The organism is Pseudomonas cremoris (assembly GCF_014230465.1).
Genome location: NZ_JAAXCY010000001.1, coordinates 346,936 through 363,074 on the forward strand (window position 1 = coordinate 346,936; position 16,139 = coordinate 363,074).

Below are 16,139 nucleotides of genomic sequence, written 5' to 3' on the forward strand. Positions count from 1 at the left end.
TGTAGGGGAACGTCGGGATTACCGACGGCGTTTTTCGTACAGTTTTGGCTCACCCGGTGGCCGGCTCTTGAAGCGGCGATGGGTCCACAGGTACTGCTCGGGGCATTCACGTACCGAGGCTTCGACCCACTGGTTGATGCGCAGGCAATCGGCCTCATCGCTTTCGCCGGGGAAGTCAGCCAGCGGCGGGTGGATCACCAGGCGGTACCCACTGCCGTCGGCCAGGCGCTGCTGGGTGAACGGCACCACCAGCGCCTTGCCCAGCTTGGCGAACTTGCTGGTGGCCGGCACGGTAGCGGCCTGAATGCCGAACAGCGGCACGAAGATGCTTTGCTTGGCGCCGTAGTCCTGGTCCGGTGCATACCAGATGGCACGGCCGGCGCGCAGCAGCTTGAGCATGCCGCGCACGTCCTCGCGCTCCACCGCCAGGGAGTCGAGGTTGTGGCGCTCGCGGCCACGGCGCTGGATATAGTCGAACAGCGGGTTGCCGTGCTCGCGGTACATGCCATCAATGGTGTGCTTTTGCCCCAGCAAGGCTGCGCCGATTTCCAGGGTGGTGAAATGCAGGGCCATGAGGATCACGCCCTTGCCGTCCAACTGAGCCTGCTTGAGGTGCTCCAGGCCTTCGACATGGGCCAGGCGCGCCAAACGCTGGCGCGACCACCACCAGCTCATGGCCATTTCAAAGAAGGCGATGCCGGTGGAGGCAAAGTTTTCCTTGAGCAAATGTTTTCGCTCTTTGGCGGATTTTTCCGGGAAGCACAGCTCCAGGTTTCGCGCGGCGATGCGCCGACGTTCACCGGCCACACGGTACATTCCCGCACCCAACAGGCGCCCAATGACCAGCAGCGCGCGGTACGGCAACTGGGTGACCAGCCACAGCAGGCCGAGTCCCAGCCATAACAGCCAAAAACGTGGGTGAAAAAATACAGCTCGAAAACGCGGGCGATCCATTACAGATTCCGGTAAAGACAAGGGCCGCGCATTCTACAACGGTTCGACTCGGCTTGCGGCCAGTGGATGTTCTCGTTATAAGTCTCGACACTTTTCGTGACAAGCCGCTTTTGCCGACCATGAGCCAAACCGAACCGCTAGACCAAGATCCCGTGTTCCAGCTGAAAGGCAGCATGCTCGCCATCACCGTGCTGGAACTGGCCCGCAACGACCTCGACGCCCTGGACCGCCAATTGGCCGCCAAGGTCGCCCTGGCGCCGAACTTCTTCAACAATGCCCCGCTGGTGCTGGCCCTGGACAAGCTGCCTGCCGGCCAAGGCGTCATCGACCTGCCCGGCCTGATGCGCGTGTGCCGCTCCCATGGCCTGCGCACCCTGGCAATTCGTGCCAGCCGTATCGAAGACATTGCCGCGGCCATCGCCATTGAACTGCCAGTACTGCCGCCGTCCGGTGCGCGCGAGCGTCCGCTAGAACCATTGGTCGGCGAAGAGAAGAAAAAACCGGAAAAACCACCCGAGCCTACGATAAAGCCTACAAAAATCATCACCTCTCCCGTACGGGGCGGGCAGCAGATTTACGCCCAGGGTGGCGACCTTGTGGTGATCTCGTCGGTCAGTCCAGGAGCGGAACTTCTCGCCGATGGCAACATCCATGTATACGGCCCGATGCGCGGACGTGCCCTCGCCGGCATCAAAGGTGATACCAAGGCCCGTATTTTTTGCCAGCAGTTGACCGCTGAGCTAGTGTCCATCGCAGGCCAGTACAAGGTTTCAGAAGATTTGCGCCGTGATCCGCTGTGGGGGGCCGGGGTGCAGGTCAGCCTGTCGGGCGATGTGTTGAACATCATCCGTCTTTAACGGATACTGCCGCATTTTCCAAGCATCTCTAGACTCTGATAGCACAGCGAAACCGGCAATACTTGTGTAGGAATAATTGGAAGTTGGCGTTTCCCCTCCGGAAACCACATCTTTTTCCTACAAAGGCTGTCCGCCTGCAGCGAGTTCCAAGAGATGTTTTTCAGGGACCGAAAAGTCCTTTTTCCTTAGGGGTGAAACACCTTGGCCAAGATTCTCGTGGTTACATCCGGCAAGGGTGGTGTGGGTAAGACCACCACCAGCGCCGCTATCGGTACCGGCCTCGCTCTGCGCGGCCACAAAACAGTTATCGTCGACTTCGACGTCGGTTTGCGTAACCTCGACCTGATCATGGGCTGCGAACGCCGCGTGGTGTACGACTTCGTCAACGTGGTGAACGGCGAAGCCAACCTGCAGCAGGCCCTGATCAAGGACAAGCGCCTTGAGAACCTGTACGTGCTGGCTGCCAGCCAGACCCGCGACAAAGACGCACTGACCAAGGAAGGCGTAGGCAAAGTCCTGGCAGAGCTGAAAGAAACCTTCGAGTACGTGGTGTGCGACTCCCCGGCCGGTATCGAAACCGGTGCTCACTTGGCGATGTACTTCGCCGACGAAGCCATCGTGGTCACGAACCCGGAAGTGTCCTCCGTACGTGACTCGGACCGTATGCTGGGCCTGCTGGCCAGCAAATCCAAGCGCGCCGAAGAAGGCCAGGACCCGATCAAGGAGCACTTGCTGCTCACCCGTTACAACCCTGAGCGCGTCAGCAATGGCGAAATGCTCGGCGTTGAAGACGTGAAGGAAATCCTCGCAGTGACCCTGCTGGGCGTGATTCCAGAATCCCAGGCAGTCCTGAAGGCCTCCAACCAAGGCGTTCCGGTCATCCTCGATGACCAGAGCGACGCCGGCCAGGCGTACAGCGATGCAGTTGATCGCCTGCTGGGCAAGACCGTGGAACATCGCTTCCTCGATGTAAAGAAGAAGGGATTCTTCGAGCGTATCTTTGGAGGCAACTAAACAATGAAATTTCTCGACTTCTTTCGCGCCAACAAAAAGCCTACGACCGCGTCGGTAGCGAAAGAGCGTCTACAGATCATCGTGGCGCACGAACGCGGCCAACGCAGCACGCCGGACTACCTGCCAGCCTTGCAGAAGGAACTGGTCGAGGTGATCCGCAAGTACGTCAACATCGGGAACGACGATGTACATGTCGCCCTGGAAAACGACGGCAGCTGCTCGATTCTGGAACTCAATATCACCCTGCCTGATCGTTGATCGAACAGGCGGCCGCCACGGCGGCTCGCACACCTTGATCCCTTTTCGGGAGCCAGGTGGGCGAGCCGCCGTTGGCGTTTGTTACGAGGCTGTTTAATGCCGCTGTCCAATATCCATATCCTGCATCAGGACGACGCTGTCCTGGTGGTGAACAAGCCAACCCTGCTGCTCTCGGTGCCTGGCCGCGCCGACGACAACAAGGACTGCCTGATCACCCGCCTGCAGGAAAACGGCTACCCCGAAGCCCGCATCGTCCATCGCCTGGACTGGGAAACCTCAGGGATCATCCTGCTGGCCCGGGACGCCGATAGCCACCGCGAACTGTCCCGCCAGTTTCACGACCGTGAAACCGAAAAGGCCTACACCGCCCTGGCCTGGGGCCAACCGGAACTGGACAGCGGCAGCATCGACCTGCCCTTGCGCTACGACCCGCCGACCAAGCCGCGCCATGTGGTGGATTACGAGTTCGGCAAGCACGCGCTGACTTTCTGGAAGGTGCTGGAGCGCTGTGGCGACTGGTGCCGTGTGGAGCTGACGCCGATTACCGGGCGTTCGCACCAACTGCGCGTGCACATGCTTTCCATCGGCCACCCGCTGCTGGGTGATGGCCTGTACGCTCACGAACAAGCCCTGGCGGCCTGGCCGCGCCTGTGCCTGCACGCGAGCATGCTCAGCTTCACGCATCCGCAAAGCGGCGAGCGTTTGCGCTTCGAGTGTCCTGCGCCCTTCTAAAGCTGGCAATAGGTTCAAAATGTGGGAGCGGGCTTGCTCGCGAATGCGGTGGATCAGTTGGCACATTCAGTGGCTGACACACTGCATTCGCGAGCAAGCCCGCTCCCACATTTGTTCTGTGCACTTTTCGCCACCGACGGTAAACTCCGCGCATTGCTGTCTGGAGCTATTTATGCGCGAAGCGTTGAATCAAGGCCTGATCGACTTCCTCAAGGCCTCCCCTACTCCTTTTCATGCCACTGCTGCCCTCGCCCAGCGCCTGGAAGCGGCCGGTTACCAGCGTCTTGACGAGCGCGATACCTGGATCACCGAAGCCAACGGTCGCTATTACGTGACCCGCAACGACTCCTCGATCATCGCCTTCAAGCTCGGCCGCCATTCGCCGCTGCAAGGTGGCATTCGCCTGGTCGGCGCCCACACCGACAGCCCGTGCCTGCGGGTCAAGCCCCAGCCTGAGCTGCAACGCCAAGGTTTCTGGCAACTGGGCGTCGAAGTCTACGGCGGTGCACTGCTGGCGCCGTGGTTCGACCGCGACCTGTCCCTGGCCGGCCGCGTGACCTTCCGCCGCGATGGCAAGGTCGAAAGCCAGCTGATCGACTTCAAGCTGCCCATCGCCATCATCCCCAACCTGGCCATTCACCTGAACCGTGAAGCCAACCAGGGTTGGGCGATCAATGCACAGACCGAGCTGCCGCCGATCCTCGCGCAATTCGCCGGCGACGAGCGCGTAGACTTCCGCGCCGTGCTCACCGAGCAACTGGCCCGCGAACATGGGCTGAACGCCGATGTGGTGCTCGACTACGAGCTGAGTTTCTACGACACCCAAAGCGCTGCGGTGATTGGCCTGAATGGCGACTTCATTGCCGGCGCGCGCCTGGATAACTTGTTGTCCTGCTACGCCGGCCTGCAGGCCTTGCTCACCAGCGACACCGATGAAACCTGCGTGCTGGTGTGCAACGACCACGAAGAAGTCGGCTCCTGCTCCGCCTGCGGCGCCGATGGTCCGATGCTGGAACAGACCCTGCGCCGCCTGCTGCCGGAAGGTGATGAATTCGTACGCACCATTCAGAAATCCCTGCTGGTGTCTGCCGACAACGCCCACGGTGTGCACCCGAACTACGCCGAGAAACACGACGCCAACCACGGCCCCAAGCTCAATGCCGGCCCGGTGATCAAGGTCAACAGCAACCAGCGCTACGCCACCAACAGCGAAACTGCCGGGTTCTTCCGTCACTTGTGCATGGCCGAAGAAGTACCGGTGCAGAGCTTCGTGGTGCGCAGCGACATGGGCTGTGGTTCCACCATCGGCCCGATCACCGCCAGCCACCTGGGCGTGCGCACCGTGGATATCGGTTTGCCGACGTTTGCCATGCATTCCATTCGTGAGCTGTGCGGCAGCCATGACCTGGCGCATCTGGTGAAGGTGTTGGGGGCTTTTTACGCGAGTCGCGACTTGCCCTGATTTCTGGGCTGAATGCGGTCGAAAATGTGGGAGCGGGCTTGCTCGCGAAAGCGGAGTGTCAGTCACTGAGTATGCTGACTGATCCACCGCATTCGCGAGCAAGCCCGCTCCCACATTTAGTTTTGTGTACACCTGATCTACATCACCTGCATTTCCCGCAATCCGGCCTAAACTTGTCAGTATTCCCACTCCGACAAGGCCGTCGCACCATGATCTCCATGTCCTCCTTCCACGCCATGCTTATTCCTATCCTGATCGGCATGATCCTGCTGGCCGTAGGCTTCAACTTTCGTGACAAGCCCGTTGGCGTCTTTGGCATGTGGATCGGCATGCTGCTGATCCTGGGCACCGTGGTCTACAAAATCCTCGCCAAACTGGCCGAATGACCCACGCCCTCGTACACTCGGTCAACTCGTCGTTTTCAAGGTTGACCGCCTAGTGTTCTCCCGTCTCTTTGCCCTGCCCTGCACCCTGCTGATAGCCCTGCTCATGTTGCTGCCGCTCGCGCCTGCCCACGCCGTGAGCCTGCCGGGTCTGCTGGGCAACGCCACCAAGACTCAGCCTCAAGCCGACGTACCGCTGGGGCAGTCGCTGGACGAGGTTATCAAGACCCTGGAAAACGACCAGCAGCGCACCCAGCTGCTGAGCGACCTGAAAAAACTCCGGGAAGCCACGCAAAAAGCCCAACCGGCCACCGAAGAAGGCGTGCTCGGCTTGATCGGCGGCACCTTGGCCAATCTGGAGGCACAGTTTTCCGGTGTCGACAGCCCGCTGGGGCGCTGGTCCAATGAAGTCGACCAGGCCCAGGAAGAACTCAGCGCCCTGATGTTGCCGGCCAACGAGTGGCTGCCGATCATTTTCGGTTTTGCGCTGATCCTCGCGGTATGGAGCCTGCTTGCGTACGCGTTGATCTGGCTCAGCCATCGCGTACGCGAACGTTTCGGCCTGCCCGAAGAACTGCCGCAACACCCGCGTACCTGGGACATGGTGCGCTTCGCCCTGCGCAAACTGGGGCCGTGGCTGATCGCCCTGGTGATCACGGTGTACCTGAGCTACGCACTGCCCTCGTCCCTGGGTAAGTCGCTGGCGATGGTGCTGGCCTACGCGCTGGTGGTCGGCACGTGTTTCTCGGCGATCTGCGTCATTGCCTTCTCCGTTCTCGACGGGCCGCACCGCCACCGTGCGCTGTATATCCTGCGGCACCAGGCGTTCCGCCCGCTGTGGTGGATCGGCAGCTTTGCCGCTTTTGGTGAAGCATTGAGCGATCCCCGCCTGGTACAAGCGTTGGGCCAGCATTTGTCCCACACCGCCGCGACTGTCGCCAATGTAATGGCCGCGCTTTCCACAGGCGTATTTATCCTGCGTTTCCGCCGGCCCATCGCCCACCTGATCCGCAACCAGCCGCTGTCGCGCCGCCTGACGCGTCGCGCCCTCAGCGACACCATCGAGATCATCGGCTCGTTCTGGTACATCCCGGCGTTGCTGCTGGTCGGCATCTCGCTGTTCGCTACCTTCGTGTCCGCCGGAGATACCAGCACGGCCTTGCGCCAATCGCTGTTGTGCACGGTGCTGCTGGTGCTGTGCATGGTGATCAACGGCCTTGTACGCCGCCACGCCCTCAAGCCGCAGCGCGGGCACAAGCGCCACGCCCTGTATTCCGAGCGGTTGAAGAGCTTTTTCTACACCTTGGCGCACCTCGTGGTGTGGCTGGTGTTTATCGAACTGGGCCTGCGGGTGTGGGGCTTGTCACTGATTCGGTTTACCGAGGGCGATGGCCACGAAGTCAGCGTCAAGCTGTTCGGCCTGGCCGGGACCTTGCTGTTTGCCTGGCTGATCTGGATTCTCAGCGACACGGCGATCCACCACGCCCTCACACGCTCGCGCAAAGGCCTGGCCAATGCCCGCGCCCAGACCATGATGCCGTTGATTCGCAACGTGCTGTTCGTGACCATCTTCATCATTGCCGCCATCGTGGCCCTGGCGAACATGGGCATGAACGTCACGCCCCTGCTGGCAGGTGCCGGTGTCATCGGCCTGGCCATCGGTTTTGGTGCGCAATCGCTGGTAGCGGACTTGATCACCGGTCTGTTCATCATCATCGAAGACTCCCTGGCCATCGATGACTACGTGGATGTGGGCGGCCACCTCGGCACCGTCGAGGGCCTGACCATCCGCACCGTGCGCCTGCGCGACATCGACGGCATCGTGCACACCATTCCGTTCAGCGAGATCAAGAGCATCAAGAACTACTCGCGGGAGTTCGGCTACGCGATCTTTCGGGTGGCAATCCCGTACAACATGGAGATCGACGACGCCATCAAGCTGATGCGTGATGTCGGCCACAAGATGCGCAACGACCCGCTGCAGCGCCGCAATATCTGGTCGCCGCTGGAGATTCAGGGCGTAGAAAGCTTTGAGTCAGGCAGCGCGATCCTGCGGGCACGCTTCAAGACGGCGCCGATCAAGCAGTGGGAAGTGTCGCGGGCGTTCAACCTGTCGTTGAAGCGGCATCTGGATGAGGCGGGGTTGGATTTGGCGACACCACGTTTGAGTGTGCAAGTGGTGACGGGGGCGTCGGGCGGTTTGGAGAAAGAAAAAACCACTTAGAATGTGGGAGCTGGCTTGCCTGCTCCCACATTTCATCCGCGCTGCTTAAGCGATAGCGGCGCTGTCCATCTTCTGGCGCAGGCTCAATGGCCGCATATCGGTCCACACCTCTTCGATATAGGCAAGGCATTCCTTCTTCAGGCCGCTCTTGCCCACGGTGCGCCAGCCTTCCGGCACGGCCTTGTAGTCGGGCCAGATGGAATACTGCTCTTCATGGTTGACCACTACCTGAAACAGGATGTCGTCGCGGTCGAATACTGAGGTCATTGCTGTTCTCCATCGCTGAAAGACTGGCTGCGCACCACGCGCAGCACCGATATCTGTAGAAACGTGCCAAGCCGCCAAAAAATTAGAGGCTGGCCACCGCTGCCGCCAGGGCGCGCCCGAAGATCTCGGCCACGCGGTCCACTTCGGCGCCGGTGATCACCAGCGGCGGCAAGAAGCGCACGACACTGCCGTGCCGGCCGCCAAGCTCCAGGATCAGCCCGCGCTTGAGGCATTCGCGCTGCACCAGTGGCGCCAATTGGCGATGCACGGGTGGATGGCCCTGTATGTCGGGTGTGCCGTTCGGGTCCACCAACTCGACGCCAAGCATCAATCCGCGACCGCGAATATCGCCCAGGTGCGGGAAATCGCGCTGCAGGATGCGCAGGTGTTCACCGAGGCGCTCGCCCATGGCGGCGGCGTGGCCAGCCAAGTCGTGGTCCTTGAGGTAGCGCATCACCGCCGAACCTGCTGCCATCGCCATCTGGTTACCACGGAAGGTCCCGGCATGTGCACCCGGCAACCAGGTGTCGAGCCAGTCGCGATACACCACCACCGCCAGCGGCAGGCTGCCGCCGATGGCCTTGGACATCACCACCACGTCCGGGATGATGCCGGCGTGTTCGAAGGCAAACATCTTGCCGGTACGGCCGAAGCCGCTCTGGATCTCGTCGACGATCAACGCCACGCCGGCCTGTTCGGTGATGCGCCGCAGGCCACGCAGCCAGTCCAGATCGGCGGGAATCACACCGCCCTCGCCCTGCACCACTTCGACAATCACCGCTGCCGGCAACGCCACTCCGGCTTCCGGGTCGTTGAGCAGGTTTTCCAGGTAATGCAGGTTGACCCGCACCCCTTCCACGCCGCCCAGGCCGAACGGGCAACGATAGTCATAAGGGAATGGCAGGAATTGCACGCCATTGCTGAGCAACGCGCCCAAGGGTTTCTTCGGCCCCAGGCTGCCCATCAGGCTCAGGGCGCCCTGGCTCATGCCGTGATAACCGCCCTGGAACGACAACACGGTGCTGCGCCCAGTCGCGGTGCGCACCAGTTTCAACGCGGCTTCCACTGCGTCGGTCCCAGTCGGGCCGCAAAACTGGATTTTTGCCTCCCGTGCAAGCTCCGCCGGCAGCAGGCCGAACAGGTCCTGTACGAATTGGTCCTTGACCGGCGTGGTGAGGTCCAGGGTGTGCAACGGCAGCTCGTCGCTCAACACTTGCTGGATGGCTTCGATCACTGCCGGGTGGTTATGCCCCAGCGCCAGGGTGCCGGCGCCGGCCAGGCAATCGATAAAGCTGCGACCCTCCACGTCTTCCACGTAAATCCCCTTGGCGCGCTTGAGCGCCAGGGGAATCCGCCGAGGGTAGCTACGGGCGTTCGACTCCTGCTGGCGTTGACGTGCCAGCAGAGGGGTTTCTTCGAACTGATAAAGCGTTTCTTGAATCGGGGCTTCTTCGATATGGCTGATAGCGACGGACATTACTTGATCCCTCATCTGGTTCCTGTTCTGGAAACGCACCAGCAAGGAAAGGATTTAGGGGCCCTGATCTTTTACTGACGGATGAGGCTTCACAATCCAAGGTACTTTTCATTCAAGGCATAAAGAATCGCGCACGTCTCTGCATCCAGAAACCCGCAATAATCCCGTGGCCGAAAGTGCATCTGAAACGCCCGCGTCCTGTGCTCAAACGCCTGGCGATTCTGCGCGGCCTTATACCCATAGCGCTGAAATGCCCGCTCCACCTCCACCTCCGGCGGTAGCCCCATGCAAAATCGGCGCTGGTACATCGCCCGCGTCGGCTCGTCATACCAAGCGCCTACACCCGCCTCATGCAGGCACTGCCATGGTAACCGGGGGCCTGGATCGCTCTTGCGCCAATACGCCACATCCGAATGCCCGAGGATGTCGGTCGGCCCGATCTGCGGATATCGCCCAAGCAGGTCGCGAAGCAGCAAGATCAACACTTCGATCTGCGCTTCGGTATACGCCGGGAAGGTGAACACACCGCCGTCATCGCGCGCCAGGTTGACGATCTCGATGCCAATCGAGCGGCTGTTGAGGTTATCGCGACCGCCCCAATGACTGACCCCGGCATGCCAGGCGCGCTTGTCCTCGCCTACCAGGCGAAAAGCCCGCAGCTCATCGTAGCCAGCGGCCCGGTAACTGGGCTCATTGGGGTCGGGTAGCAGATAATGCGCACTGACCCCGTCTTGGGTCAGGGTACGCAGGGATGACGCAAAGGCTGCTGCGGTGTAGTGCAAGATCACCTGCCGCACCGGCTCACCGTTACGTTCGTTGAAGCCTTGGGCAGGAAAACTGGTGTCGATAACCAACATAAGAACCGTCCTTTTCAATACAGGCCGAGTCTTTCGGCCCGTTCAAGCGCAAAAAAATTACCGCCATCCTGAAGGCTTGAATCTCAGGAGGGCGGTAACTATTTGGCACTTGAGAGAACGGTCGTCAGCGCCGCAGCGGCATACCCAGGTCAACGCGCAAGCCGTCGGGCCGGCTGTCGAATTTCAGCGAGCAAGAACAGCGCTGCACAATCGCCTGCACAATTGCCAGCCCCAGGCCGCAGCCTTCGCTGCTGCCATTGCGCCAGAAGCGTTGGGTCAGGTATTGCAGGTCTTCGGCAGAAATTTGCTTGCCATGGTCACGCACGCGGAACACCACTTGATCGCCAGCGGTGAACACGTTGAGTTCTACGCGGGTGTCCGCCGGAGTGTGGCGCAAGGCGTTGTCCAACAGGTTACGCAGGGCCGCGACCGCCAGGCCCACTGGCATTTCCACCGGGGCGTCAGTGAGGTTGTCCGGCAAGATCAGGTCGATGCGCTGATTGTCGCCCGCATTGGCGTCTTCGATGGCCAGCCGAGCGACGTCCTCCGCGCTGGACTGCAGGCCATCGTCAAACGACAGACTGCCCTCGACCCGCGCCAGCAGCAGCAATTGCTCCAGGGTGCGGTGCAGGCGGTCGGCGCCTTCTTCGGCGTGGGCCAGGGATTGGTCGCGCGCGGCGCCTTCGGTCATGCGCGCCACTTGCAGGTGGGTCTTGATCGCCGTCAGTGGGCTGCGCAGTTCGTGAGCGGCGTCACCGGTCAGGCGGCGTTCGCGCTCGATGGTCTTGGCGATGCGTTGCAGCAGTTGGTTCTGGGTGTCCAGCAACGGCTTGAGTTCACTGGGCAGCGGGTGAATCTGCAGCGGTTCGAGGGAGTCGGCGCTGCGGCGCATCAGTGCATCGCGCATGCGGTTGAGCGGCAGCAGGCTCTGGCCGATGCCCAGCCACAGCAGGCACAAGCAGCCCAGCATCGCCACACCCACTGGCACAGAGGCCGCCAGCAAGATCGACAGGTTGAGCGCCTCACGCTCGACCTGGCGGTCGGCGGTAGTGATCAACAAGTCGCCCCGGGACAGGGTGAAACTGCGCCACCCCACACCGTCGATCACCTGGTCACGAAAGCCGCTCTTGCGCGACTCCAGGCCTTCTTCCGGGGTGGTATGGCTGCGTGCAAGAATTTCCCCACGCAATGAACTGACCTGGCAGGCCATGCCGCCGGGCACATGCAGTTGTTCAGCGCTGAAATGCGCCCCGCCACTCACACTGGCCAGCCCCGGCATTTGCTCGGTCAGCCCCGCGACCATTCGCGCGGAAGCCACCAGGCGCTGGTCGAGGGAAAACATCATCTGGTTGCGCAGGTCGTTGAGCATCCAGGCCGCTGCCAGGGCCCAGATCAATACAAATGCGGCGCCCAGTTTGAACGTCAGGCGCAGGCGCAGGCTTTTCACGAAGAGTGCTCTCCACCATCCGCCGGGCCCAGCCGGTAGCCCAATCCGCGCACAGTCTCGACGATACCATTGCCCAATTTGCGCCGCAGGTGGTGAATGTGCACGTTGAGGGCGTTGCTTTCCAGCTCGTCGTTGAAGCCGTAGACGCTGTCCTTGAGCTGCTCGCTGGACAGCACGCGGCCCTTGTTATGCAGCAGCGCCTGCAACAACGCCTGTTCACGGCGGGACAGGTCCACCGGCTCGCCGCCCAGGAAGGTCTCTCGACTGCTCGGGTCATAGGCCAGGCGCCCGTGCTCGATCAGGTTGACACTGCGCCCCGCCACGCGTCGCAGCAGGGTTTGCAGGCGTGCGGCAAGTTCGCGCAGGTCGAAGGGTTTGAGCAGGTAGTCATCGGCGCCGGCTTGCAGGCCATCGACGCGGTTGGTCACCGAATCCCGCGCGGTGAGGATCAGCACCGGAATCTCCAGGCCCTGGCTGCGCTGTTGCTGCAGCAACTTCAGGCCGTCTTCATCGGGCAGGCCGAGGTCGAGCACCATGATGTCGAACGTCGCGGCCTTGAGCATCGCGCGCGCCGCCGACGCCGAGCCCACACGCTCCACGGTAAACCCCTGGGCGGTGAGGCCTGCCACAATGCCGCTGGCGATCAGTTCGTCGTCTTCACAGACCAGTACGTGCATGCTGAACCCTTCATGAAAGATGGGGGGATTAAAAGGGCAACGGATTAAGCGCAGATTATGCCGCTAAACGGTGCGCACTCACTCTAGAATAGCCCCGGTTAATCATCGGTTAATCAACGCCACACATTGTGTGCCTAACTTGCATCGAACTAAGGCTTGACCATGCGGCATCTGTTTACCTTTCTGCTGGTGTTGTTCGCGGGATTCGCCCAGGCCTTGCCGGGCAACCCCTTTGAAACCAAACCCGATTTCCTCCCGGTGGGCAAGGCCTTCACCTTTACCTCCGAGCGCCTGGAAAGCGGCGAGACCCAGCTGTATTGGCAGATTGCCGACGGTTATTACCTGTACCAGCAACGCATGAAATTCGACGGGCTGGCCGAAAAACCGACGCTGCCCCAGGGCGAAGCCCATAACGACGAGTTCTTCGGCGAGCAGCAAGTGTACCGCCAGGGCCTGGAAGTGAAGATCCCGGCCGGCGTCACTGGCCAGGTCAAGCTGGGCTGGCAGGGCTGCGCCGATGCTGGCCTGTGCTACCCGCCGCAATCGATCACCGTAGACCTGGGCGGCAATCCGGCGGTAGCGGCCACCGCACAAGCCCAGGACCAAAGCCTGGCCAGCGGCCTGCAACAGCGCAGCCTGGGCTGGAGCCTGCTGGTGTTCTTCGGCCTGGGCCTGTTGCTGGCGTTTGCCCCGTGTTCGTTGCCGATGTTGCCGATCCTCGCTGGCCTGGTCGTTGGCAGTGGCGCCAGCCCGCGTCGTGGCTTCGCCTTGGCCAGCAGCTACGTGGTGTGCATGGCGTTGGTGTATGCGGCGCTGGGCGTATTGGCCGCCCTGGCCGGCAGTAACCTGGCTGCGCTGCTGCAAACCCCGTGGATTCTTGGCAGCTTCGCCGCTCTGTTCGTGATCCTCGCCCTGCCGATGTTCGGTTTCTTTGAACTGCAACTGCCCGCCTTCCTGCGCGATCGCCTGGACAACGCCAGCCGCCAGCAAAGCGGCGGCAGCCTGGTAGGTGCCGGGGTTCTTGGCGCGCTGTCGGGCCTGCTGGTCGGCCCGTGCATGACCGCGCCCTTGGCCGGCGCCCTGCTGTATATCGCCCAAAGCGGCAACGCGCTGCACGGTGGCCTGATCCTGTTCGCCATGGGCATCGGCATCGGCATTCCATTGTTGCTGCTGGTGACCGTGGGCAACCGCTTCCTGCCTAAACCGGGCACCTGGATGAACGTGCTCAAGGGCGTCTTCGGCTTCCTGTTCCTGGGCACCGCTGTGCTGATGATTCGTCCGGTGGTTGATGCCAGCCTGTGGATTGGCCTGTGGGGGGCCCTGGCATTGGTCATGGCGTACTGCGGCTGGACGCTGGCCCGCGAATACGGCCTGGCCGCCAAGGTATTTGGCGCAGGCTCCTTGCTGTTGGGCCTGTGGGGCGCGGTGCTGGTGGTGGGCGCAGCGGGTGGCAGCGACGACCTGTGGCAGCCGCTGAAGGTCTACAGCGGCTCGCGTACTGCTAACGCACCCAGTGCCCACGACGCCTTCATGACCATCAACGACCCGGCCGTGCTGCAAAACCAGCTCGACAGCGCCAAGGCCCAGGGCCAATGGGTACTGGTGGACTACTACGCCGACTGGTGCGTGTCGTGCAAGATCATGGAAAAACAGGTGTTCGGCCAACCCCAAGTGATGGACGCGCTGAAGGACGTACGCCTGCTACGCCTGGACGTGACCGCCGACAACGCCGCCAGCCGCGAGCTGCTCGGCCGCTATAAAGTCCCTGGGCCACCGAGCTTTGTGTGGATCGGCCCGGACGGTGAAGAACGCCGTGCCCAACGCATCACCGGCGAAGTGGATGCCGCCGCCTTCCTGCAACGTTGGACGCAAACCCGAGACGCGCCCTGATGATGACCCTGACCATCGGCACCTTCGCTATCGCCCTGAATCACATCCTGCTGATCAGCGCGCTGATTCTCGCCACCCTGGTGGGCTGGCGCGTGGCCAAGCGCGGTGGTGAAAACCCGGAATCGGTGCTGTTCAGCCTGTTCCTGCTGGGCATGCTGGCCGCGCGTATCAGCTTTGTGCTGATGTACTGGAGCGACTACCGCAACGACTGGGTGCAGATGGTCGATCTGCGCGACGGTGGTTTTCTCGCGTGGCCCGGCGTGATCGTGCTGATCCTCGGCGCGCTGGTCTACGGCTGGCGCCGCCCGGCCTTGCGCAAACCGCTAAGCGCCGGGGTGGTCACAGGTCTCGTGTTCTGGGGCATGAGCAGCCTGGCGTTGAACCTGTATGACAAAGGCTCGCAACTGCCGGATATCACCCTGCGCAACGCCAATGGCGACGTGGTGCAACTGGCCGACTACAAGGGCGGCCCGCTGGTGATCAACCTATGGGCGACCTGGTGCCCACCGTGCCGGCGCGAGATGCCGGTGCTCGAACGCGCGCAACACCAACGGCCTGACGTGACCTTCCTGTTCGTCAACCAGGCCGAAAGCATGCAAAGCGTCAGTACCTTCCTGGCAACTCAGGGCCTGACGCTGGACAACGTGCTGTTCGACGCCAGCGGCCGCCTTGGCCAGGCCGTCGGCTCCATGGCATTGCCTACTACCCTGTTCTACCAAGCCGATGGGCGCCTGATCAACAGCCACCTGGGCGAGTTGTCCCAAGCCAGCCTGGCCCGCGCCATGGAACCCTTCGACACCGCCACAATAAGGAAACCCACATGCCAAGCCTCCGCCACCTGCTGACCCTGCTGCCCCTGACACTGGCGGCTACCCTGGCCCAGGCCGAAGACTGGCCGGCACCGATCAAACAGATCGAAGCCAAGGGCGCCAAGATCCTCGGCAAGTTCGACGCCCCCAGCGGCCTCACCGGCTACGCCGCGCAATACCAGAACCGTGGCATGGCGCTGTACCTGACCGCTGACGGCAACAGCGTGATCGCCGGCAACCTGTACGACGCCCAGGGCAATGACCTGAGCAGCGCGCCCCTGGAAAAACTGGTGTACGCGCCGATGGCCAAGGAAGTCTGGGCCAAGATGGAAAAAAGCAGCTGGATCCAGGACGGCGACGTCAAGGCGCCACGCATCGTCTACCTGTTCAGCGACCCCAACTGCCCGTACTGCAACATGTTCTGGGAACAGGCCCGCCCATGGGTGAAGGCTGGCAAGGTGCAGTTGCGCCACATCATGGTCGGCATCATCCGCGAAGACAGCCCGGGCAAATCCGCCGCACTGTTCGCCGCCAAAGACCCGCAAAAAGCACTGGAAGAACACGAAGCCGCCGGTAAAGGCAGCAAGTTGCAGGCACTGGCCAAGATCCCGGCGGATATCGAGGCCAAGCTCGATGCCAATATGAAGCTGATGGATGAATTGGAGTTGTCGGCGACGCCGGCGATTTTCTATCTGGATGACAAGGGTGGGTTGCAGCAGCAGCAAGGGGCGCCTTCGCCGGAGAAGTTGCTGAAGATCATGGGGCCGAAATAAGCGGTGACTGGACGGACGCTTTCGCGAGCAAGCCCGCTCCCATATTTGACGGTGTTCA

Annotated in this window: 16 protein-coding genes; 10 read left to right on the forward strand and 6 right to left on the reverse strand. The window is 61.9% G+C overall.

Translation table 11 applies throughout. The features are described 5' to 3' along the window. Positions 1–18: 18 nt before the first annotated feature. Positions 19–954, reverse strand: a complete 936-nt coding sequence (locus HF257_RS01625) for a lipid A biosynthesis lauroyl acyltransferase (RefSeq protein ID WP_185703751.1) — start codon at positions 952–954, stop codon at positions 19–21. A 119-nt stretch (positions 955–1,073) separates the two neighbouring features. Between HF257_RS01625 and minC the strand changes: the two genes are divergently transcribed. The 7 genes from minC to HF257_RS01660 all read left to right on the forward strand — a co-directional run bounded on the left by minC (position 1,074) and on the right by HF257_RS01660 (position 7,884). After that, positions 1,074–1,811, forward strand: coding sequence for a septum site-determining protein MinC (minC, locus tag HF257_RS01630; RefSeq protein WP_185703749.1), 738 nt, complete (start codon positions 1,074–1,076; stop codon positions 1,809–1,811). A 201-nt stretch (positions 1,812–2,012) separates the two neighbouring features. After that, entirely contained in the window at positions 2,013–2,825 is an 813-nt protein-coding gene (gene minD, locus HF257_RS01635) for a septum site-determining protein MinD (protein WP_003175251.1), read from the forward strand. 3 nt (positions 2,826–2,828) lie between these two features. After that, positions 2,829–3,083, forward strand: a complete 255-nt coding sequence (gene minE, locus HF257_RS01640; RefSeq protein ID WP_010208824.1) for a cell division topological specificity factor MinE — start codon at positions 2,829–2,831, stop codon at positions 3,081–3,083. A gap of 96 nt (positions 3,084–3,179) precedes the next feature. After that, positions 3,180–3,815: an RluA family pseudouridine synthase gene (locus tag HF257_RS01645; RefSeq protein WP_159962013.1), complete on the forward strand. Its 636-nt coding sequence runs from the start codon at positions 3,180–3,182 to the stop codon at positions 3,813–3,815. A gap of 172 nt (positions 3,816–3,987) precedes the next feature. Further along, positions 3,988–5,277 carry a M18 family aminopeptidase gene (locus HF257_RS01650; RefSeq protein ID WP_185703747.1) on the forward strand — a complete coding sequence of 430 codons (1,290 nt, stop codon included), beginning with the start codon at positions 3,988–3,990 and terminating at the stop codon, positions 5,275–5,277. 209 nt (positions 5,278–5,486) lie between these two features. After that, positions 5,487–5,663, forward strand: a complete 177-nt coding sequence (locus HF257_RS01655) for a hypothetical protein (RefSeq protein ID WP_178119653.1) — start codon at positions 5,487–5,489, stop codon at positions 5,661–5,663. Positions 5,664–5,715: 52 nt separating this feature from the next. After that, on the forward strand, positions 5,716–7,884 hold the full coding sequence (locus HF257_RS01660) for a mechanosensitive ion channel family protein (protein ID WP_185703745.1): 2,169 nt from the start codon (positions 5,716–5,718) through the stop codon (positions 7,882–7,884). A 45-nt stretch (positions 7,885–7,929) separates the two neighbouring features. On the opposite strand, the gene HF257_RS01665 is transcribed toward HF257_RS01660, so the two are convergent. From HF257_RS01665 to HF257_RS01685, 5 genes are all read right to left on the reverse strand, one after another. Further along, positions 7,930–8,151, reverse strand: coding sequence for an MbtH family protein (locus HF257_RS01665; protein WP_058424653.1), 222 nt, complete (start codon positions 8,149–8,151; stop codon positions 7,930–7,932). An 82-nt stretch (positions 8,152–8,233) separates the two neighbouring features. Further along, entirely contained in the window at positions 8,234–9,628 is a 1,395-nt protein-coding gene (locus HF257_RS01670; RefSeq protein WP_185703742.1) for an aspartate aminotransferase family protein, read from the reverse strand. A gap of 89 nt (positions 9,629–9,717) precedes the next feature. Beyond that, positions 9,718–10,485 (reverse strand): N-acetylmuramoyl-L-alanine amidase, encoded by a 768-nt coding sequence (locus HF257_RS01675; protein WP_185703740.1) that lies wholly within the window; start codon positions 10,483–10,485, stop codon positions 9,718–9,720. A gap of 124 nt (positions 10,486–10,609) precedes the next feature. Continuing rightward, a complete protein-coding gene (locus HF257_RS01680; RefSeq protein ID WP_185703738.1) occupies positions 10,610–11,932 on the reverse strand; it encodes an ATP-binding protein in 1,323 nt (440 codons plus the stop codon). Next, positions 11,929–12,609, reverse strand: a complete 681-nt coding sequence (locus HF257_RS01685; RefSeq protein ID WP_185703736.1) for a response regulator — start codon at positions 12,607–12,609, stop codon at positions 11,929–11,931. Before HF257_RS01685 ends, HF257_RS01680 begins: the two co-directional genes overlap by 4 nt. A gap of 162 nt (positions 12,610–12,771) precedes the next feature. On the opposite strand from HF257_RS01685, the gene dsbD reads away from it, so the two are divergent. The 3 genes from dsbD to dsbG are packed head-to-tail and all read left to right on the forward strand — an operon-like array spanning position 12,772 to position 16,081. Beyond that, complete coding sequence (gene dsbD, locus HF257_RS01690; RefSeq protein ID WP_185703734.1) at positions 12,772–14,499, forward strand: protein-disulfide reductase DsbD; 1,728 nt, start codon at positions 12,772–12,774, stop codon at positions 14,497–14,499. Further along, a complete protein-coding gene (locus HF257_RS01695) occupies positions 14,499–15,344 on the forward strand; it encodes a TlpA disulfide reductase family protein (RefSeq protein ID WP_185703732.1) in 846 nt (281 codons plus the stop codon). Before dsbD ends, HF257_RS01695 begins: the two co-directional genes overlap by 1 nt. Continuing rightward, positions 15,320–16,081 carry a thiol:disulfide interchange protein DsbG gene (gene dsbG / locus HF257_RS01700; RefSeq protein ID WP_185703730.1) on the forward strand — a complete coding sequence of 254 codons (762 nt, stop codon included), beginning with the start codon at positions 15,320–15,322 and terminating at the stop codon, positions 16,079–16,081. Before HF257_RS01695 ends, dsbG begins: the two co-directional genes overlap by 25 nt. Positions 16,082–16,139 lie beyond the last annotated feature (58 nt).